Source organism: Kitasatospora sp. NPDC003701 (genome assembly GCF_053587085.1).
In genome coordinates this window covers 1-21,422 of sequence record NZ_JBSFNM010000101.1, presented here as the reverse complement: position 1 = coordinate 21,422, position 21,422 = coordinate 1, and the positions used below count along the sequence as shown (strand labels likewise).

The following is a 21,422-nucleotide window of genomic DNA, read 5'->3' as shown; positions in this document are numbered from 1 at the left end:
GGTGCGGACGGGAGCACCGTCCGCACCGGCCCGCGAGGATCCCGGCGGGTCAGCGCGTCAGCCAGTAGGCGCGGCGCTGGAAGGCGTAGGTGGGCAGCTCGACGTGGTGCCCACCGGGCAGGGCGGCCTCCCAGTCGACGGCCCGTCCGCGCACCCACTGCCGGGCGAGCGCCTCCAGCGGGCCGGCCGGCCCGGCCGCGGGCGCCAGCGCGTCCGCCCCGGGCCCGGCCGCGAGCACGTTCTCGGCCGGTGCCCCCTCGGCCAGGGCCTTCAGCCCGCTCAGGAACCCCTCCCGGTCGGCGGCGAGCACCACCGCCCGGTGCTCCAGGCCCGCCCGGCCGGTGGCCAGCGAGAAGGCGACGTCCCGGGCGGACAGCTCGGGCCGGGGCGCCACGAAGGCCGCGAGGCGCTCCGCGTGGGCGGCCACCGCGGCCGCGCTGCGGCCCGACAGCACCCAGGGCAGCAGGCCGCCCGCCTGCTCCGCGACCGGGGCGTCCGCGGGTGCCGGCTCGCCCTCGGGCGCCGGCGCCGGCTCGCCCACGTGCTCCAGGACGACGTGCGTGTTGGTGCCGCTCATGCCGAACGAGGACACCCCGGCCCGCCTCGGCCGGCCGGTCCGCGGCCAGGGCTGCGCCTCGGTCAGCAGCCGGACCTCCCCGGCCGACCAGTCCACCCGCGGCGACGGCCGGTCGGCGTGCAAGGTCCTGGGCAACACGCCGTGCTGCATGGCCAGCACCATCTTGATCACTCCCGCCACCCCGGACGCCGACTGGGTGTGGCCGATGTTGGACTTCATGGCGCCCAGCCAGAGCGGCCGCTCCGGCGACCGGCCGGCGCCGTACGCGGCGAGCAGCGCGGTGGCCTCGATCGGATCGCCCAGCGCCGTACCGGTGCCGTGCGCCTCGACCGCGTCGACCTGATCGGGCGTCAGTCGCGCGTTCGCCAGGGCCTGTTGGATCACCCGCTGCTGCGCGGCGCCGTTGGGCGCGGTCAGCCCGTTGCTCGCACCGTCCTGGTTGACGGCCGAGCCGCGGACCAGCGCCAGCACGGGGTGCCCGTGGCGGCGCGCGTCCGACAGCCGCTCCAGCAGGACGACGGCCACGCCCTCGGCCATCCCCATGCCGTCGGCCTCCGCCGCGAAGGCCTTGCAGCGGCCGTCCGCCGACAGCTCGCCCAGACGGCTCAGCCCGACCAGCTCGGAGGGGTACGACATCACCGTGACCCCGCCCGCCAGGGCGAGCGAGCAGTCGCCCTGGCGCAGGGCCTGGGCCGCCAGGTGCAGGGCCACCATCGAGGACGAGCACGCCGTGTCGACGGTGACCGCGGGGCCCTCCAGCCCGAGGGTGTAGGAGACCCGGCCGGACAGGATGCTGATCACGTCCCCGAGGCCGAGGTGCGCCGCCAGCTCGTCGGTGACCTCGGCCTGGGCGCCGTAACCCTGGTAGCGGGAGCCGATGTAGACGCCCGTCCGGCTGCCGCGCAGGGTGTGCGGGTCGATGCCGGCGCGCTCGACGGCCTCCCAGGAGGCCTCCAGCAGCAGCCGCTGCTGCGGGTCCATCGCCAGCGCCTCGCTCGGGCCGATGTCGAAGAACCCGGCGTCGAACTCGGCGGCGTCGTGGAGGAATCCGCCCTCCTTGGTGCAGGTGGTGTCCGGGCGGCCCGGCTCCGGGTGGTAGAGGCCGGCGAGGTCCCAGCCGCGCCCGGTGGGCAGGCCGGAGACGGCGTCCGTGCCGGCGTCGAGCAGCCGCCACAGGTCCTCGGGCGACCGGACGCCGCCCGGCAGGCGGCAGCTCATCGCCACGATCGCGACGGGGTCGTCGGCGGTGTCGGGACCGGTGCCGGTGCCCGCCGCCGGCTGCTCGACCGCCCGGGGCGACTCCCCGAGGATCTCGGTCCGCAGCCGCCCCGCGAGCGCGAGGATCGTCGGGTGGTCGAAGACCACGGTGGTCGGCAGCCGCAGGCCGGTCGCGGCGTTCAAACGGTTGCGCAGATCGACCGAGGCCAGCGACTCGAAGCCGAGCTCGCGGAAGGGCCGACCGGTCGCGATGCTCTCGTGCGAGGCGTGGCCGAGCACCGCGGCCACCGTCCCCGCGACCAGCTCCAGCAGCTCCCGGTCGGCCTCCGCCAGCGGGCGGCCCGCCAGGCGGCGGCGCCACCGGGAGAGCACGTCCGCCGCCTGCTCCCGCTCCTGCCGCTCGGCCGGCCGGCCGCGGCGGGCCTCGGGGATCGCGTCCAGCAGCGGTCGCGGCCGGGCCGAGGCGAAGGTCGGGGAGAAGCGGTCCCAGGCCACGTCGACCAGGGCGACGAAGGTCTCGTCGCGGTCCAGGACCTGCTGGAGGGCGGCGACGGCCGGTTCCGGGTCCATCAGGGGCAGCCCCTGCCGGAACAGCCGGCTCTCGGCGCCCTTGGCGGGGCCGTCGGCGCCCCAGCGGTCCGGTGTGTTCCACAGCCCCCAGGCCACCGAGGTGGCCCGCAGGCCGCGGGCCCGGCGCTGCTGCGCGAGGGCGTCCAGGTAGGCGTTGGCCGCCGCGTAGGCGCCGTGGTCGCCGCTGCCCCAGACTCCGGCGACGGAGGAGAAGAGCACGAAGGCGTCCAACTCGTCCCGGTCGAAGATCTCGTCGAGGTGGCGGGCGCCGTCCGCCTTGGCGGCGACCACCTCGGCGAACTCGGCGGTGGTGGTGGCGTCCAGCGAGCTCAGCCGGATGAAGGCGGCGGCGTGCACGACGGCCCGCACCGGCGTGCCCTCCGCCGCCAGCCCGGCCACCAGCGCGGCGAGGGCCGACCGGTCCGCGACGTCGCACGCGGCGATCGTCAACCTCGTGCCGGTGGCGGCGAGTTCCGACCGGAGCGCGGCCGTCGCCGGACCGGTGGCGCCGGTGCGGCTGGTGAGCACCAGGTGCTCGGCTCCGCCGCGGGCCAGCCAGCGGGCGAGGTAGGGCCCGACCGCCCCGGTGGCGCCGGTGAGCAGCACGGTGCCGCGCGGGCGCCAGTGCGCGGGCGCGTCCGGACCGGGGCCGGCGTCCGGGGCCGCCGCGCGGACCAGGCGGCGCGCGTACAGGCCGCCGGACCGGACGGCCACCTGGTCCTCGTCGGCGATCCCGGCGAGCACGCCGCACAGCCGGGCACCGGCCCGCGCGTCCGGCCGACCGGGCAGGTCGACCAGGCCGCCCCAGCGGTCCGGGTGCTCCAGGGCGACCGTCCGGCCCAGCCCCCAGAGGGCGGCCTGACCGGGGCTGACGAGCGGGTCGGCGCCGCCCACCGAGACCGCGCCGTGCGTCGCGCACCAGAGCGGCGCCCCGACACCCGCGTCGCCGAGGGCCTGCACCAGGGCGAGGGTGAGCACCAGACCGACCGACAGCGCGGGGTGCTCGGGGTGCGGCTGCCCGGCCGGTGCCAGCAGGGCCAGCACGCCCGCGAACGGCTCGTGCCCGGCGGCGAGTTCACGCAGCCGCGCGGCCAGCCCGGCACGGTCGCCGGCCGGGTCGAGCTCGATCCGCAGCACCCGGGCGCCGTGCTCGGCGAGGGCCCGCTCGGCCCCGGCGGCCCAGGGGTCGCCGGTGTGGCCGGCGGGAGTCGCCAGCAGCCAGGTGCCGGTCAGGGCCGGCCCGGACGGCTCCCGCAGCGGCTGCCAGTCGATCACGTACCGCCAGCCGTCCAGGACGGACCGGGTCCGCTGCCGCTGCCGCCAGGCGGCGAGCACCGGCAGGGCCGGCGTCAGGGCGTCGACGGCCGCGCCCCCGTCCGGGCCGGCGCCCAGCGCGCGGGCCAGCGCCTCGACGTCGCCCTGCTCGACGGCCGTCCAGAACGACTGGTCCGCGAGGGGCTCGCGGTCGGTGTCCGGCTCGCCCTCCGGCTCGGCTTCGAGCCAGAAGCGGCGGCGCTGGAAGGCGTAGGTGGGCAGCTCGACCGGGCGTCCGCCGGCGGTGGCGGCGCTCCAGTCGACGGGCAGACCCGCCGCCCAGAGCCCGGCCACGGACTCCACCAACCGCGCCGAACCGCCGTCGTCCCGGCGCAGCGTGCCCGTCACGGTGGCGGTGGTCCCGGTGGTCTCGACGGTGTCCTCGATGCTGGTCGCCAGCACCGCATGGGGACTGACCTCGACGAAGACCCGGTGGTCGTCGGCGAGCAACGCCCGGGTGGCGGCCTCGAACTCCACCGCCTGCCGCAGGTTGGCGTACCAGTAGGCGGCGTCGAGGTCCTCCCCCGCCATCGGCCGGCCGGTCACCGAGGAGTAGAACGGGATCGCGGCCGGGCCCGGCACCACCGGCGCCAGCACCTCCAGCAGCTCGTCCCGGACGAGCTCGATCTGCGGCCCGTGCGAGGCGACGCCCGCCTGGACCCGGCGGACGCGGACGCCGTCCGCCTCGCAGGCCGCCACGAACGCCTCCAGGGCGTCGAGGTCCCCCGACACCACCACGGTGCCCGGCCCGTTCACCGCCGCCACCGAGAGCCGGCCCTCCCAGCCCCGCAGCCGCTCGCGCACCTGCTCGACCGGCAGGAACACCGGGGCCAGACCACCCCGGCCGGCCAGCTTGGCCAGGGCCCGGCTGCGCAGCGCGGCCAGCCGGGCCGCGTCCGCCAGCGACAGCACGCCGGCCACGCAGGCCGCCGCCACCTCGCCCTGGGAGTGCCCCACCACGGCCGAGGGCTCCACACCGTAGGAGCGCCACACCGCCGCCAGCGACACCATCACCGAGAACAGCACCGGCTGCACCACGTCGATCCGCTCCAGCGACGGCGCCCCCGGCACCCCCCGGACGACGTCGAGGAGATCCCAGTCGACGAAGGGCTTCAACGCCTCGGCGCACTCGGCCATCCGGGCGGCGAAGACCTCCGACTCCGCGAGCAGCTCCGCGCCCATCCCGAGCCACTGCGAGCCCTGCCCCGGGAAGACGAAGACGGTGCCGTCGTGCGGGGTGACACCGGACCGGACGATGCCGGCGGCGGGTCGGTCCTCGGCGAGTGCCTCCAGGCCGCGCAGCAGCGCCTCGCGATCCTCGCCGAGCACCGCCGCCCGCTCCGCCAGGCCCGCCCGGGTGGCCGCCAGCGAGTACCCGACGTCCAGCACCCCCAGCTCCGGCCGCTCGCGCAGATGCGCCGCCAGCCGGCCCGCCTGCTCCCGCAGAGCACTCCCGTCACCACCGGAGAGCAGCCACGGCACCCCGGTGTCCGCCGTCCTCGGGGCCTCGGCCTCGATCGGCGGCGCCTGCTCCAGCACCACGTGCGCGTTGGTCCCGCTGATCCCGAACGACGACACCGCCGAACGCCTCGGCCGCCCCGTCTCCGGCCACGGCCGCGCCTGCGTCAACAGCTCCACCGCACCGGCCGACCAGTCCACCTGCGCCGTCGGCTCCGCCACGTGCAGCGTCTTCGGCAGCACCCCGTGCCGCATCGCCAGCACGGCCTTGATGACCCCGGTGACCCCGGCGGCGAACTGCGTGTGCCCGAGGTTCGACTTCACCGAGCCCAGCCAGGCCGGCCGGTCCTGCGGGCGGCCCTGGCCGTACGTGGCCAGCAGCTCGACGGCCTCGATCGGGTCGCCCAGCGCCGTGCCGGTGCCGTGCGCCTCCAGCAGGTCGACCTGGTCGGCCGTCAGCCGTGCCTCGGCCAGGGCCTGGCGGATGACCCGGCGCTGCGCGGCGCCGCTCGGCGCGGTCATGCCGTTCGACCTGCCGTCCTGGTTGATCGCGCTGCCCCGGACCAGGGCGAGCACTGGGTGCCCGTTCCGGCGGGCGTCGGAGAGCCGCTCCACCAGCAGCAGGCCGACCCCCTCGGCCATGCTCATCCCGTCGGCGCCGGCGCCGAACGCCTTGGAGCGGCCGTCGCGGGCCAGGGCGCGCTGGCGCGCGAGCTCCAGGATGCCGTCCAGGGTGGACATCACCGTCACCCCGCCGGCCAGGGCGAGATCGCACTCGCCCTGGCGGAGCGAGCGGGCGGCGAGGTGCAGCGCGACCAGCGAGGACGAGCAGGCCGTGTCCACCGTGACGGCCGGCCCCTCCAGCCCCAGGGTGTAGGAGACCCGGCCGGAGGCGACGCTGCCCGACCGTCCGTTGCCGAGGTAGCCCTCCAGCCCGTCCGGGACCCGGCTCAGCCGGGTGCCGTAGTCGTGGTAGCCGAGGCCCGCGAAGACGCCGGTGCGCGAGCCGCGCAGCGTGTGCGGGTCGATGCCCGCCGCCTCGACGGCCTCCCAGGAGGTCTCCAGCAGCAGCCGCTGCTGCGGGTCCATCCCCAGCGCCTCGCGCGGGCTGATCCCGAAGAACTCCGGGTCGAACTCCGCGACGTCCTCCAGGAATCCGCCCTGCCGGACGTAGAACGTGCCGGGCACGTCCGGGTCGGGGTCGTACCGGCCGTCGATGTCCCAGCCCCGGTCCCGGGGCAGGTCGGCGATCACGTCGGCGCCGTCGGTCAGCAGCGTCCAGAGGTCCTGCGGGGTGCGCACGCCGCCCGGCAGCCGGCAGGCCATGCCCACGATCGCGATCGGCTCGGCCGCGGGGTCGGCGAGGTCGGCGTTCCGCCGGCGCAGCAGCTCGTTCTCCTTCAGCGAGAGCCGCAGGGCTTCGACGAGGCGGTCCTGGGTCTCAGCCATCTTTCCTCCACTGGCAGGTTCCGGGTCGGTCGGCGTCCGCGGGGCAGGTCGGCCGGGACGGCGGACCGGGCGGGTGGTCGGGTCGCGCCGTCATGTCGCGCTGCCGAACGCGCGGGCGATCAGGTCGTCGGCGTCCATGTCGTCGAGCCGGTCGAGCTCGTCGTCCGCGGCAGGTGCCGGGGAGGCGGACGAGGGCGAGGACGGTGACGGGGACGTCGGCTGGTCGGGCTGGTCGGGCTGGTCGGGCTGGTCGGCGAGGCTCAACAGCACGTCGAGCAGGCCGAGTTCGCGCAGCCGGTCGACCGGCAGTGCGGCGAGGGTCCGGCGGATCTCCGCCTCGCCGAGACCGGCGCCGGTGTCGGAGCCGGTGTCGGGCGCGGTGACGGCCTCGGGCGCGGTGGCTGTGACGGCGTCGGGTGCGTCGGGTGCGTCGGGGAAGAGCTCCCGCCGCAGCCGCTCGGCGAGTTCGCGCGCGCTGGGGCTCTCGAAGACGACGGTGGCGGGCAGCCGCAGCCCGGTCGCCGTGTTCAGCCGGTTGCGCAGCTCGACGGCGGTCAGCGAGTCGAAGCCCAGGTCCTTGAAGGGGCGGTCCGCCCCCACCAGGTCCGGTCCGTCGTGGCCGAGCACGGTGGCGGCGTGCCCCCGGACCGCCCGCAGCAGGACGCGGGTGCGTTCGGTCGCGGGCAGCCCGGTCAGCCGCAGGACCAGCGATCCGTCGTCCGCCCGGCCGCCCCCGCCGGCCGTCCGCCGCGCCGGGGTGACCAGCTCGCGCAGCAGCGGGGGGACGTCCTCGCCCCGTCCGCGCAGGCCGGCCAGGTCGAGCGGCGCGGCCACCAGCGTCGACCGGTCCAGCCGCAGGGCGTCGTCGAGGAGCGCGAGGCCCTGTTCCGGTGTCATCCCGACGGCGCCGCTCCTGGCCAGCCGGCCGTGGTCGGTCGCGCCGAGGTGCCCGGTCATCCCGCTGCGGGGCTGCCAGAGCCCCCAGGCCAGCGAGAGCGCCGGCCGCCCGGCGGCCCGGCGCCGGGCGGCGAGCGCGTCCAGGAAGGCGTTGGCCGCCGCGTAGTTGGCCTGTCCGGGGCTGCCGAAGACGCCGGCGGCCGAGGAGTAGAGCACGAAGGCGGCGAGGTCCTGGTCGGCGGTGAGTTCGTGCAGGGCGAGGGCGGCGTCGGCCTTGGGCCGCAGCACCGCCGCCACCTGGTCGGCGGTCAGGGACTCCACCACGCCGTCGTCGAGCACGCCCGCGGTGTGCACGACGCCGGTCAGCGGCGGCCGGACGTCGGCGAGCAGCGCGCGCAGCGCGTCCCGGTCGGCGGTGTCACAGGCCGCGACGGTCACCTCGGCGCCCAACGCCCGCAGCTCGGCTTCGAGTTCACCGGCACCCTCGGCGTCCGGACCGCTCCGGCTCACCAGCAGCAGGTGCCGCACCCCGTACCCGGTCACCAGGTGCCGGGCCACCAGCGAACCGAGCGTGCCCGTCCCGCCGGTGACCAGCACCGTGCCCTCGGGGCCCAGCCGGCGGGGAACGGTCAGCACGACCTTGCCGACCAGCTTGGCCTGGCTGAGCTGCCGGAAGGCCTCGGGCGCCCGGCGCAGGTCCCAGCAGGTCGTCGGCAGCGGCGACAGCACGCCCTGCTCGAAGAGGTCCACCAGCTCGGCCAGCATCTGCTGGATCCGGTCCGGTCCGGCGGCCGCGACCAGGTCGAACGCCCGGTACGTCACGCCCGGGTGGGCGGCGGCCACCTCGTCGGCGGCGCGGACGTCGGTCTTGCCCAGCTCGACGAACCGGCCGCCACGGGGCAGCAGCCGCAGCGAGGCGTCGACGAACTCCCCGGCGAGGCAGTCGAGGACGACGTCCATGCCGCGCCCGCCGCTGGCCGCCAGGAACGACTGCTCGAACCCGGTGGTCCGCGAGTCGGCGATGCGGTCGTCGTCGAGGCCGAGCGAGCGCAGGGCCGCCCACTTGCCCCGGCCGGCCGTGCCGTAGACCTCGGCGCCCCGGTGCCGGGCCAGTTGCACGGCGGCCGTGCCGACCCCGCCCGCGGCGGCGTGGATCAGCACCGACTCTCCGGCGCGCAGGTCGGCCAGGTCGTACAGGGCGTAGTAGGCCGTCAGGAAGGCCACCGGCATGGCCGCCGCCTCGGCGAACGACCAGCCCTCGGGGATCCGGGCCACCAGCCGGGCATCGGCCACCGCCACCGGGCCGAAGGACTTGGGCAGCATGCCCAGGACGCGGTCGCCGGGAGCGAACCCGGTGACCCCCGGGCCGGTCTCCAGCACCACCCCGGCGCCCTCGCCGCCGAGGTAGGCCGCAGGGTCCGGGTACATCCCCAACGCGACCAGGGTGTCGCGGAAGTTCAGCCCGGCCGCGCGGACGGCGATCCGCAGCTCTCCGGCGGCCAGGGGCGCGAGCGCCTCGGGGTACGGGACCGCTGCCAGGTTCTCCAGCGTGCCCGACCCGTCGGTGGCGAGGTGCCAGGCGGGCGCGTCGGGCAGCTCCAGTTCGCCCCGGGCCACCGCCCGGGCCAGCCGGGGGGCGTACAACGCGCCCGCCCGGACGGCGATCTGGGGCTCGCCGGTGGCCACGGCGGCGTCCAGCAGCTCCGGCGCGGCGGGGTCGTCGTCGAGGTCGACGAGGACGAACCGGCCGGGGTGCTCGGCCTGCGCGGAGCGCAGCAGCCCCAGCACGGCCGCGGCCGCCAGGTCCGGTGCGCCGTCCGTGGCCAGGGCGGCCACGGCGCCCCTGGTCACCACCGCCGACGGAGCGGCGCCCGAGGGGCTTTCGGCCAGCGCGGCCCGGATCTCCGTCAGCACCCGCTGGACGGCGTCCCGGGCGCCCCGGGCCGGGTCGGGGCCGGTCGGCGCGGTGACCAGGATCCGCGCCGCCCGCGCGGCCGGTCCGGCCGGGAGCGGCAGCGGCCGCCACGCCACGTCGAAGAGCGCGTCGGGAGCGGCCGCGGCGGTCCGTCCGAGCGAGCCGCCCGGAATCTCCCGGACCAGCACGGAGCCCACCGAGGCCACCGGCCGGCCGTCCTCGTCGGCGACCAGCAACGACACCGTGTCCTCACCGGTCGGCACCAGCCGGACCCGCAACACCGTGGCTCCGGAGGCGTGCAGACGGTACCGGCTCCACGAGAAGGGGAGCCGGGCGGCCCGGTCGAGGCCCTGGACCGCCCAGGCGTGCAGGGCGCTGTCCAGCAGGGCCGGGTGCAGGGCGTAGCGCCCGGCCGCGGCGCGTTCGGGCTCCGGGAGGCCAACCTCGGCGAAGATCTCCGACCCGCGCTGCCAGAGCGCCCGCAGGCCGCGGAAGGCCGGTCCGTAACCGTACCCGGCCCCGTCGAGGCGCTCGTAGAAGCCCGCCGTGTCCACCTCGATCGCGCCGGCCGGCGGCCAGGCGGTCAAGTCCCCCGGCTCTCCGGACAGTTCCCCGGACGATCCGGCGGGTTCGGCCGGGGCGAGGACACCGCTCGCGTGCCTGGTCCAGGGCTGCCCCTCGCCCGGGCAGGCGTGCACGGTCACCGTCCGCCGTCCGGTGTCGTCGCGCTCCCCGACCGCGACCTGGATGCCGACCGCCGCCCGCTCGGGCAGCGGCAGCGGCGCCTCGATGACCAGTTCCTCGACGACCGGGCAGCCCGCCTCGTCGCCGGCCCGGACGGCCAGCTCGACGAAGGCGGTGCCCGGCAGGATGGCGGTGCCCGCCACGGCGTGGTCGGCCAGCCACGGGTGGCTGCGCCGCGACAGCCGGCCGGTGAGCAGCAGGCCGTCACCGCCGGCCGGTGCGACCACGGCGCCGAGCAGCGGGTGGCCGGCGTCCGCCAGTCCGAGCCCGACGGCCGAGCCGCCGTGCTCGGCGGCGGCGGGCCGCACCCAGTAGCGGCGGCGCTGGAAGGCGTAGGTGGGCAGCTCGACCGGGCGTCCGCCCGCGGTGGCGGCGCTCCAGTCGACGGGCAGACCCGCCGCCCAGAGCCCGGCCACGGAGGCCAGCAACCGCGCCGAACCGCCGTCGTCCCGGCGCAGCGTGCCCGTCACGGTCGCCGCGGTCCCGGTGGTCTCGACGGTGTCCTCGACGCTGGTGGTCAGCACGGGGTGGGGGCTGACCTCGACGAAGACCCGGTGGTCGTCGGCGAGCAGCGCCCGGGTGGCGGCCTCGAACTCGACCGTCCGCCGCAGATTGGTGTACCAGTAGGCGGCGCCGAGCTCCTCCCCGGCGATCGGCCGGCCGGTCACCGAGGAGTAGAACGGGATCGCGGCCGGGCCCGGCACCACCGGCGCCAGCACCTCCAGCAGCTCGGCGCGCAGCCGCTCGACCTGCGAGGTGTGCGAGGCGTAGTCGACCGGAATCCGCCGGGCCCGCACCTCGCGTTCCTGGCAGTACGTCAGAAGCTCGTCCAGCGCGCCGGGTTCACCGGCCACCACGGTACCGGCGGGACCGTTCAGGGCCGCGACCTGGATCCGGTCCTGCCAGCGGGCGAGCAGCCCACCGACCTCGTCGGCGGGCAGCGGGACGGACACCATGCCACCGTCCCCGGCCAGCCCGATCAGGGCCCGGCTGCGCAGCGCGACGACCCGCGCCGCGTCCGGCAACGACAACGCACCCGCCACACAGGCGGCCGCGATCTCGCCCTGCGAATGCCCCACCACCGCCGCCGGCTCCACACCGTAGGAGCGCCACACAGCCGCCAGCGACACCATGACGGCGAACAACACCGGCTGCACCACATCGACCCGCTCCAACGACGGCGCCCCCGGACCGCCACGCAACGCCTCGAACAGGTCCCAGTCGACGAACGGCTTCAACGCCTCCGCGCACTCGGCCATCCGGGCGGCGAAGACCTCCGACTCCGCCAGCAGTTCGACACCCATCCCGAGCCACTGCGAGCCCTGCCCCGGGAAGACGAACACCACCCGGTCGTCGGCGGTCGCCCTGGCCCGCACGAGGCCGGCGGCGGGCCCGCCCTCGGTGAGCGCGTCCAGGCCGCGGAGCAGCGCCTCGCGATCCTCCCCGAGCACCGCCGCCCGCTCCGGCAACGCCGCCCGGGTGGCCGCCAGCGAGTACCCGACGTCCAGCACCCCCAGCTCCGGCCGCTCGCGCAGATGAGCCGCCAGTCGGCCCGCCTGGTCCCGCAGGGCGCCCTCGTCACCGGCGGAGAGCAGCCACGGCACCCCCGCACCGTCGCCGCCCTCCGCCGGCGAGTCCACCGGCGGCGCCTGCTCCAGCACCACGTGCGCGTTCGTCCCGCTGATCCCGAACGACGACACCGCCGAACGCCTCGGCCGCCCCGTCTCCGGCCACGGCCGCGCCTGCGTCAACAGCTCCACCGCACCCGCCGACCAGTCCACCTGCCCCGTCGGCTCCGCCACGTGCAGCGTCTTCGGCAGCACCCCGTGCCGCATCGCCTGGATCATCTTGATCATTCCGGCGGCGCCGGCCGCTCCCTGGGTGTGGCCGAGGTTCGACTTCACCGAGCCCAGCCACACCGGCCGGTCCTGCGGCCGGTCCTGGCCGTACGTCGCCAGCACCGCCTGCGCCTCGATCGGGTCCCCCAGCCTCGTCCCGGTGCCGTGCGCCTCGACGGCGTCCACGCCGTCGGCGGCCAGCCCCGCGTTGGCCAGGGCCTGGCGGATCACCCGCTGCTGCGCCGGCCCGTTCGGGGCCGACAGCCCGTTGCTCGCGCCGTCCTGGTTGACCGCGCTGCCCCGGACCAGGGCGAGCACCCGGTGCCCGTTCCGGCGGGCGTCGGAGAGCCGCTCCAGGACCAGCAGGCCGACCCCCTCGGACCAGCCGGTGCCGTCGGCCGCGGCGGAGAACGGCTTGCACCGGCCGTCCGCCGCCAGCCCGCGCTGTCGCGAGAACCCGGTGAACGCGGCCGGCGTGGTCATCACGGTCACGCCGCCGGCCAGCGCCAGTGAGCACTCCCCGGAACGCAGCGAACGACTCGCCAGGTGCACCGCCACCAGCGCGGACGAGCACGCGGTGTCGACGGTGATCGCCGGGCCCTCCAGCCCGAGCGTGTAGGAGATCCGGCCCGAGGCGACGCTGCCCGCGCCCCCCGTGCCCGCGTACGCCTCCAGCTCGGACGCCCCCTCGGCCCGGTCGAGCAGCGCACCGTACTCGTGGTAGAGCAGCCCCGCGAACACCCCGGTGTCACTGCCCCGCAGGGCCGCCGGGTCGATGCCCGCCTGCTCGAACGCCTCCCACGAGGCCTCCAGCAGCAGCCGCTGCTGCGGGTCCATCGCCAGCGCCTCGCGCGGGCTGATCCCGAAGAACTCCGCGTCGAACTCGCCCGGGTCGGCCAGGAAGGCGCCCGCGTCGACGTAGCTCTTGCCGGGGCGGTCCGGGTCGGGGTCGAACAGCGCGTCGAGGTCCCAGCCGCGGTTCTCGGGGAAGCTCCCCACCACGTCCCGGCCCGCCGCGACCGCCTCCCAGAGGTCCTGCGCCGAGTCGATGCCGCCGGGGAACCGGCAGGACATGCCGACGATCGCGATCGGCTCGTCCTGGGCCGCGGCGGCGAGTGCGGCCGGCCGAGCGGCCGACGGCTCGCCGAACAGCTCGGCCTCCAGCCGGCGGGCCAGCACCGCCGGGGTCGGGTGGTCGAACACCAGGGTGGCCGGCAGCCGCAGACCGGTGGCCGCGGCGAGCCGGTTGCGCAGCTCCACGGCGGTCAGCGAGTCGAAGCCCAACTCGCGGAAGGCGAGCGACGGTTCGACCCCGGAGGTGGCGCTGTGGCCGAGCACCGTCGCGGCGTGCGAGCGCACCAGCTCCAGCAGCGCCCGCCCGCGCTCGGCGGCCGGGCGGGCGGCGAGCCGCTCCGTCAGGGTGCCGGCCGGGCCGCCGTCGCCGGCCCGGGCGACCCGTCGGCCCGGCCGCACCAGGCCGCGCAGCAGGACGGGGGCGGGCGTGTCCGCCGACCGGAGCCCGGCGAGGTCGAGCGCCATCGGCACCAGAACGGCGTCACCGGCCGCGAGCGCGGCGTCGAACAGCGCGAGCCCCTGCTCGGAGGAGAACGGCCGCACACCGCTGCGGGCGATCCGGCGGTGGTCGGCCCGGTCCAGATGGCCCGTCAGGCCGGTGGCCTCGGCCCACAGGCCCCAGGCCAGCGACACGGCCGGGAGCCCCTGCGCCCGGCGCGCCCCGGCGAGCGCGTCCAGGGCCGCGTTGGCCGCCGCGTAGCCGGCCTGGCCGGCGCCGCCGAGCACGCCCGCGGCGGAGGAGAAGAGCACGAAGGCGGCGAGGTCCGGGGCCAGTTCGCGGCTGAGTTCGTCCAGCGCGAGGGCGGCGTCGATCTTGGGCCGCAGCACCGCGGCCATCCGCTCCGGTGTCAGACCGGCCACCAGACCGTCGTCCAGCACGCCGGCGGCATGCACCACACCGGTCAGCGGCGGCCGACCGTCGGCGAGCAGCGCGCGCAGCGCGTCCCGGTCGGCGGTGTCACAGGCCGCGACGGTCACCTCGGCGCCCAACGTCCGCAGCTCGGCTTCGAGTTCGCCGGCGCCCTCGGCGTCCGGACCGCTCCGGCTCACCAGCAGCAGGTGCCGCACCCCGTACCCGGTCACCAGGTGCCGGGCCAGCAGCGACCCGAGCGTGCCGGTCCCGCCGGTGACCAGCACCGTGCCCTCGGGGTCGAAGCGCGGCGGCGGCGCGCCGCCCTCGGGCGGGGCCGCCCGCTCCAGCCTGGGCACCAGCACCTCGCCCGCCCGGACGGCCAGTTGGGGCTCCCGGGAGGCGAGTACGGCCGGCGGCAGGAGCGGGACGGCGTCCGGGTCGTCGACGTCCACCAGGACGAAGCGGTCCGGGTGCTCGGCCTGCGCGGAGCGCACCAGCCCCCAGACCGCCGCACCGGCCGGATCGGCGGCCTCGCCCGGCCGGACGGCGGTCGCGGAGCGCGTGACCAGGACCAGCCGGCGATCCGCCGACCGCTCGTCGGCCAGCCAGGACTGCAGGGTTTCCAGCGCCCGCCGGGCCAGCAGGTGGACCGCCCCGGCGGCGTCCGCCCCAGGAGCGTTCGTTCCGGGCGCGTTCGCTCCGGGCGCGTTCGTTCCGGGCGCGTTCGCTCCGGGCGCGGCGGGGAAGTGCGCGACGACCTCCGGGGTGTCGGTCGCGCCTGCGGCACCGGGCTCGGCGTGGCCGGGTACCGGCACCCACCCGACCCGGTAGAGCGAGTCCCCCGCCGTGGACCGGTCCGCGCCGAACTCCTCGGTGGAGACCGGGCGCAGGGCCAGCGACCGCGCGGTCGCCACCGGCTGCCCGGACGGGTCGGCGACGGACAGCGCCATCCGGTCGGGCCCGTCCGGCCGCAGGCGTACCCGCAGCGCCGAGGCGCCCACCGCGTGGACGCGCACCTCGTTCCAGGCGAACGGCAGCCGGGCGCGAGCCTCATCAGCCGGACTGGCGGCGGCGGTAGCCGCGTCGGCGTCGGCGTCGGCGAGGAAGGTGGCGTGCAGGGCGGCGTCGAGCAGCGCCGGGTGCAGCCCGTAACGGCCGGCCTCGGCCGACTGCTCCTCGTCCAGGCCGACCTCGGCGAACACCTCCGGACCGCGCCGCCAGGCGGCCCGCAGCCCGCGGAAGGCCGGCCCGTAGTGGTAACCGGCCGCCACCAGCCGCTCGTACAGCCCCCCGGTCTCCAGGGGCACGGCCCCCGGCGGCGGCCACGCGCCGGCCTCGAAGGCGTCCGCCGACCGGTCCCGCTCCGGCCCGGAGGCCGCCAGCACGGCGGTGGCGTGGCGGGTCCACGGCCCGTCGCCGCCGCCCTGCTCCGGGCGGGTGTGGATCCCGACCTGCCGCACGCCGGACGGCTGGGCGGCACCCACCCGCACCTGCAGCTGGAGGCCGCCCTGCTCGGGCAGGACCAGCGGCCGCTCGATCACCAGCTCGTCGAGCAGCTCGCAGCCGACCTGGTCGCCGGCCCGGACGGCGAGTTCGACGAAGGCCGTGCCCGGCAGGATGGCGGTGCCCGCCACGGCGTGGTCGGCCAGCCACGGGTGGGTGTCCAGCGAGAGCCGGTTGGTGAACAGGACTTCGTCGCTGTCCGCCGGCTCGATGACCGCGCCGAGCAGGGGGTGGTCCGCCGTGCCGAGCCCGGCACCGGTCAGCCCGCCGGTCGCGAGCCCGGAGGCGTTCAGCCAGTAGCGCTGCCGCTGGAACGGGTAGGTGGGCAGCGCCACCCGCTGCGCGGGCGCGCTGCCGAGGGCCGGTGTCCAGTCCACCGGCCGGCCCTGGACGTGCACCTCGGCGAGCGAGGTGAGGAACCGGTCGGGTCCGCCGTCGTCGCGGCGGAGCGAGCCGGTCACGACGCCCTGGGCCCCGGCGGCCTCCAGGGTCTCCTGCACGCTCGCCGTCAGCACCGGGTGCGGGGAGATCTCGACGAAGACGCCGTGGCCCTGCGCCGCCAGCGCCCGCGTCGCGGGCTCGAAGGCGACGGTCCGGCGGAGGTTGCGGTACCAGTAGTCGGCGTCGAGTTCGGTGCCGGTCAGCCACCGCTCCTCGACCGTCGAGTAGAACGGCACACCCGCCGGGCCCGGCGCGATCGGCGCCAGCACCTCCAGCAGCTCGGCGCGCAGCCGCTCGACCTGCGAGGTGTGCGAGGCGTAGTCGACCGGAATCCGCCGGGCCCGCATCTCGCGTTCCTGGCAGTACGTCAGAAGCTCGTCCAGCGCGCCGGGTTCACCGGCCACCACGGTACCGGCGGGGCCGTTCAGGGCCGCGACCTGGATCCGGTCCTGCCAGCGGGCGAGCAGCCCACCGACCTCGTCGGCGGGCAGCGGGACGGACACCATGCCACCGAGCCCGGCCAGCCCGATCAGGGACCGGCTGCGCAGCGCGACGACCCGCGCCGCGTCCGGCAACGACAACGCACCCGCCACACAGGCGGCCGCGATCTCGCCCTGCGAATGCCCCACCACCGCCGCCGGCTCCACACCGAACGAACGCCACACAGCCGCCAGCGACACCATGACGGCGAACAACACCGGCTGCACCACATCGACCCGCTCCAACGACGGCGCCCCCGGACCACCGCGCAACGCCTCGAACAGGTCCCAGTCGACAAAGGGCTTCAACGCCTCCGCGCACTCGGCCAGCCGCTCCCGGAAGACCTCCGACGTCTCGGCCAGCTCGACCGCCATGCCGACCCACTGAGCGCCCTGGCCGGGGAAGACGAAGACCGTACGCCCCGGGCCCGGGCCCGCCGCCACGCCGCGGACCACGCCCGGCGCCGGTGCGTCCCCGGCCAGGGCGGCGAGGCCCTGCAGCAGGCTGTCGGCATCGGTGCCGAGCACCACCGCACGGTGCTCCAGCACGGCCCGGGTGGTCGCCAGCGCGTGCCCGACCGCCGCCGGGTCGAGGGCCGGGTCGGCCGCCGGGTCGGCCGCCGGGTCGGCCGCCGGGTCGACGGCCTGACGGTCCTGGAGGGCCGACCGCAGGCGCGCGGCCTGCTCGCGCAGCGCGGGCGCGCTCCGCGCCGACAGCAGCCACGGCACCACGGCGGGCACGGCGGGCACGGTCGACTCGGGGGCCTGCTCCGGCTCCGGCGCGGTCGGCTCGGCGGCCTGCTCCGGCGCCGGTGCGGCCGGCGCCTGTTCGAGGACGACGTGCGCGTTGGTCCCGCTCATGCCGAACGAGGAGACCCCGGCCCGGCGCGGACGGTCGCCCGCCGGCCACGGCCGGGCCTCGGTCAGCAGCCGCAGCGCACCCGAGGACCAGTCGATGTGCGGGGACGGCTCCTCGGCGTGCAGTGTCCTCGGCAGGACCTCCTTCTGCATCGCCATCACCATCTTGATCACCCCGGACACGCCCGCCGCACCCTGGGCATGTCCGACGTTGGACTTCAACGAGCCCAGCCACAAGGGCTGTTGCGCCGACCGCTCGCGCCCGTAGGTGGCCAGCAGCGCCTGCGCCTCGATCGGGTCACCGAGCCTGGTCCCGGTTCCGTGCGCCTCCACGACGTCGACCTCCGCGGCGGACAGCCGGGCGTCGGCCAGGGCCCGCCGGATCACCCGCTGCTGGGAGGGGCCGTTCGGCGCGGACAGCCCGTTGGAGCGGCCGTCCTGGTTGACCGCCGACCCGCGCACCACGGCCAGCACCTGATGGCCGTTGCGCCGTGCGTCCGAGAGCCGCTCGACCAGCAGCAGCCCGACCCCCTCCGCCATGCCGAAGCCGTCCGCGCCGGCCCCGAAGGCCCGGCAGCGCCCGTCGGTGGACAGGCCGCGCAGACGGGAGAACCGGACGAACTCCTCGGGGGTGAGCATCACCGTCACCCCGCCGGCCAGCGCCAGCGAGCACTCGCCCGACCGCAGCGACTGGACGGCGAGGTGCAGGGCCACCAGGGAGGAGGAGCAGGCGGTGTCGACCGTCACCGCGGGGCCCTCCAACCCCAGGGTGTAGGAGATCCGGCCCGAGGCGACGCTGGCGGCGCTGCCGGTGCCGACGTGTCCCTCCAGATCGGCGGGGATCTGCGCGCCGCGCCGTGCGTAGTCGCCGTAGACCACCCCGGCGAACACCCCGGTGTCGGTGCCGCGGACCGACGCCGGATCGATGCCCGCGTGCTCGAAGGCCTCCCAGGCGGTCTCCAGCAGCAGGCGCTGCTGGGGGTCCATCGCCAGCGCCTCGCGCGGCGAGATGCCGAAGAACCCGGCGTCGAAGTCGGCGGCGTCGTGGAGGAACCCGCCCGCCCGGACGTAGGAGCGGCCCGGCACGTCCGGGTCCGGATCGTAGAAGTCCGTGAGGTCCCAGCCGCGGTTGACGGGCAGCGCCGAGATCACGTCGGCGCCGGAGGCCACCAGGTCCCACAGGCCCTCGGGCGAGGTGACCCCGCCGGGCAACCGGCAGGCCATGCCGACGATCGCGATCGGCTCCTGCCGGCTGTCCTCCACCTCCCGCAGGCGGTCACGGGTCTCGCGCAGCTCGGCGGTCACCCGGTTGAGGAAGTAGCGCATCCGGTCGTCATTCATGAGCGTTTCCCTCTGCGGAGTGATCGGGCTGGAAGATGCCGAACTCGTCGCCGAGGAGCCCGATCAGCTCGTCGTCGGTCACGGCTTCGAGTTCGGTGACGGTGTCGGCGGGGCCCGCGGCGCGCGAGGCGGTGGCGCGCCAGCCGGCCAGCAGGTCCTGGAGGCGGTCGCCGACCGCCTGCCGTTCGGCCCCGGCCACCGAGGCGGCGGAGAGGATCGCCGCCAGCCGGTCCAGTTCCGCCAGGATCGGCACCACCGTGGTGTCGGGGCGCGGCGCCAGCTCGGCGTACAGGTGGTCGGCGAGCGCCGCCGGCGTCGGATGGTCGTAGATCAGGGTGGCGGTCAGCCGCAGGCCGGTCGCCGCCCGCAGGCGGTTGCGCAGTTCGACGGCGGTCAGCGAGTCGAAGCCGAGGTCCTTGAACGGCTGGTCCGGCTCGATCGCCTCCGGCGAGGAGTGCCGCAGGACGGTCGCGATCACCGGCCGGACGAACTCCAGCAGCGCCCCGGGGCGCTCCGCCTCCGGGAGCTCCGCCAGCCGTCGGGCCAGGTCGGCCGAGGGCCCGGCCGGCTCGCCCGCGGCCACCGGAACGGCCGGGGTGGGCCCGCGCCGCGCCGCGCGGAGGTCGCCCAGCAGGGGCGCGCTCCAGGCCGGGTCGTCCCAGGCACAGCGCAGGACGGCGACGGAGGTCTCGTCGTGGTCGAGAATCGCCTGGAGGACGTCCAACGCCCGCGCCGGGTCGAGATCCTGGGCGCCGTGCCGGCGGATCCGGTCCTCGCCGGCGGGGCCGGCCGCGACGGCACCCTCCCAGTGGCCCCAGGCGACGGCGGTGGCGGGCAGGCCCCTGGCGCGCCGGTGGTGGGCCAGCGCGTCCAGATAGGCGTTGCCCGGCGCGTAGTTGGCGTGACCGGCCAGGCCGCAGGTGCCGGCGAAGGAGGAGAACAGCACGAAGGCGGAGAGGTCCAGGCCCTCGGTCAGCTCGTGCAGCACCAGGGCGCCGGCTGCCTTGACCCGCAGCACCCGCTCCATCTGATCGACCGTCAGCGTGTCGATCACGGCGTCGTCGAGCAGGGCGGCCGTGTGGATCACGGCGGTGAGCGGGTACTCCGCCGGCAGCCCGGCCAGCGTCTCCCCGACCGCGACCCGGTCGGACAGGTCGCAGGCGGCCATGGTGACCCGCGCACCGGACGCGGTGAGCTCGGCGAGGAACTCGGCCTCCTCCCCGGCCACTTCACTCATGAGCAGCAGATGGTCGGCCCCGTCGGCGGCCAGCCGACGGGCGACGTGACGCCCGAGCGCGCCGGTGGCGCCGGTGATCAGCACGGTCCCCCGGGGCTCCCACGCCCGCACGGGCGTCCGGCCGGACAGCGGTGCCCGCTCCAGCCGCCGGAAGGACAAACCCGAAGCCCTGACCGCCAGTTCGTCCTCACCGTGCCCGCCCAGAAGCGCGGCGACCGCGGCCTCCACCGCACCCCCGCCCGGACGCTCGGGCAGGTCCAGCACACCTCCCCACCGGTCCGGCAGCTCGGCGGCGACCACCCGGCCCAGACCCCAGAGCATCGCCTGCTCCGGGCTCGGCACCCGGTCGTCGGCACCGACCGCCACCGCCCCACGCGTCACACACCAGAGCGGCGCCGCAACACCCGTGTCCTCCAGGGCCTGCACCAGAGCCACCGTCGCCGCCAGCCCCCACGGCACCGCCGCACCACCGGCCGCCGCGCCCGGCCCGCTCGCCAGCAACGACACCACACCGGCCGGCTCGCGGCCCTTCAGCACCGCCGCCAGCGACTCACGGTCGCACGCGCCGTCCACCACCAACACACGCATGCGTGCCCCGCGTTCGGCGAACGCCGCCTCCAAGGCCGCGCCCCACTCGCCGTCCGCACCCGCGCGCGGCACCAGCAGTAGCCACTCGGCCCCGGACGCCTCCGGGGCGGGCGCCGCGTCCAACGGCCGCCAGACGACCCGGTAGCGCATCGCGTCCACGGCGCTCAACGGCGAAGCGCCCGCCGGCTCCAGCCAGAACCGCTCGCCCTGGAAGGCGTACGTCGGCAGGTCCACCCGACGACCACCCGTCGTCGCCACCGCCCAGTCCACCGGGACGCCGCGCACCCACAACTCCGCGAGCGAGCCCAGGAAGCGGTCGAGTCCGCCTTCGCCCCGCCGCAGCGACCCCACCACGACGGCCTCGCCGCCCGCATCCTCCACCGTCTCCTCGACGGCCAGGTTGAGCACCGGGTGGGCGCTGCTCTCGACGAAGGCCCGGAACTCGTCCGCCGCACAGGCCCGGACGGCCTCCGCGAACGCCACCGGCTCCCGCAGATTCCGGTACCAGTACTCCGCGTTCAACACCGTCGGGTCCATCAGGCCGCCCGTCAGGGACGAGTAGAACGGCACGTCCGCCGGCCGGGGAGTGACATCGCCCAGGACGTCGAGCAGCCGCTCCCGGACCGACTCGACCTGCGCGGAATGCGAGGCGTAATCGACCGGGATCCGCCGCGCCCGCACCCCCCGCGCCTCGCAGTCCGCCAGCAGCTCCGCCAACGCCGACGGCTCCCCCGACACCACCACCGAACCCGGCCCGTTCACCGCCGCCACCGACAACCGACCGTCCCGGCCGGCCACCAACTCCTGCACCTCGGACAGGCCCAGCGCCAGCGACACCATCCCACCGCGCCCCGCCAGGCCCTCCGCGATCACCCGACTGCGCAACGCCACCACCCGCGCCGCGTCCTCCAACGACAACGCACCCGCCACACACGCCGCCGCGATCTCACCCTGCGAATGCCCCACCACCGCAGCCGGCTCCACACCGAACGAACGCCACACAGCCGCCAGCGACACCATCACCGCGAACGACACCGGCTGCACCACATCCACCCGCTCCAACGACGC

General features: G+C 76.7%; 3 protein-coding genes. All 3 read right to left on the bottom strand.

All coding sequences use genetic code 11. The features are described from left to right. Window positions 1–49: 49 nt before the first annotated feature. Complete coding sequence (locus ACWDRR_RS42325; RefSeq protein WP_449777656.1) at window positions 50–6,586, bottom strand: type I polyketide synthase; 6,537 nt, start codon at window positions 6,584–6,586, stop codon at window positions 50–52. A 90-nt stretch (window positions 6,587–6,676) separates the two neighbouring features. Continuing rightward, window positions 6,677–18,529: an SDR family NAD(P)-dependent oxidoreductase gene (locus ACWDRR_RS42320; RefSeq protein WP_449777655.1), complete on the bottom strand. Its 11,853-nt coding sequence runs from the start codon at window positions 18,527–18,529 to the stop codon at window positions 6,677–6,679. Next, the coding region (locus tag ACWDRR_RS42315) for an SDR family NAD(P)-dependent oxidoreductase (protein ID WP_449777654.1) at window positions 18,522–21,422 on the bottom strand (2,901 nt) is incomplete at its 5' end. The genes ACWDRR_RS42315 and ACWDRR_RS42320, both read right to left, overlap by 8 nt.

Coding starts and splice junctions, on each gene's coding strand:
- ACWDRR_RS42320 (WP_449777655.1), bottom strand. CDS start 18,529: ATGAATGACGACCGGATGCGCTACTTCCTCAACCGGGTGACCGCCGAG.
- ACWDRR_RS42325 (WP_449777656.1), bottom strand. CDS start 6,586: ATGGCTGAGACCCAGGACCGCCTCGTCGAAGCCCTGCGGCTCTCGCTG.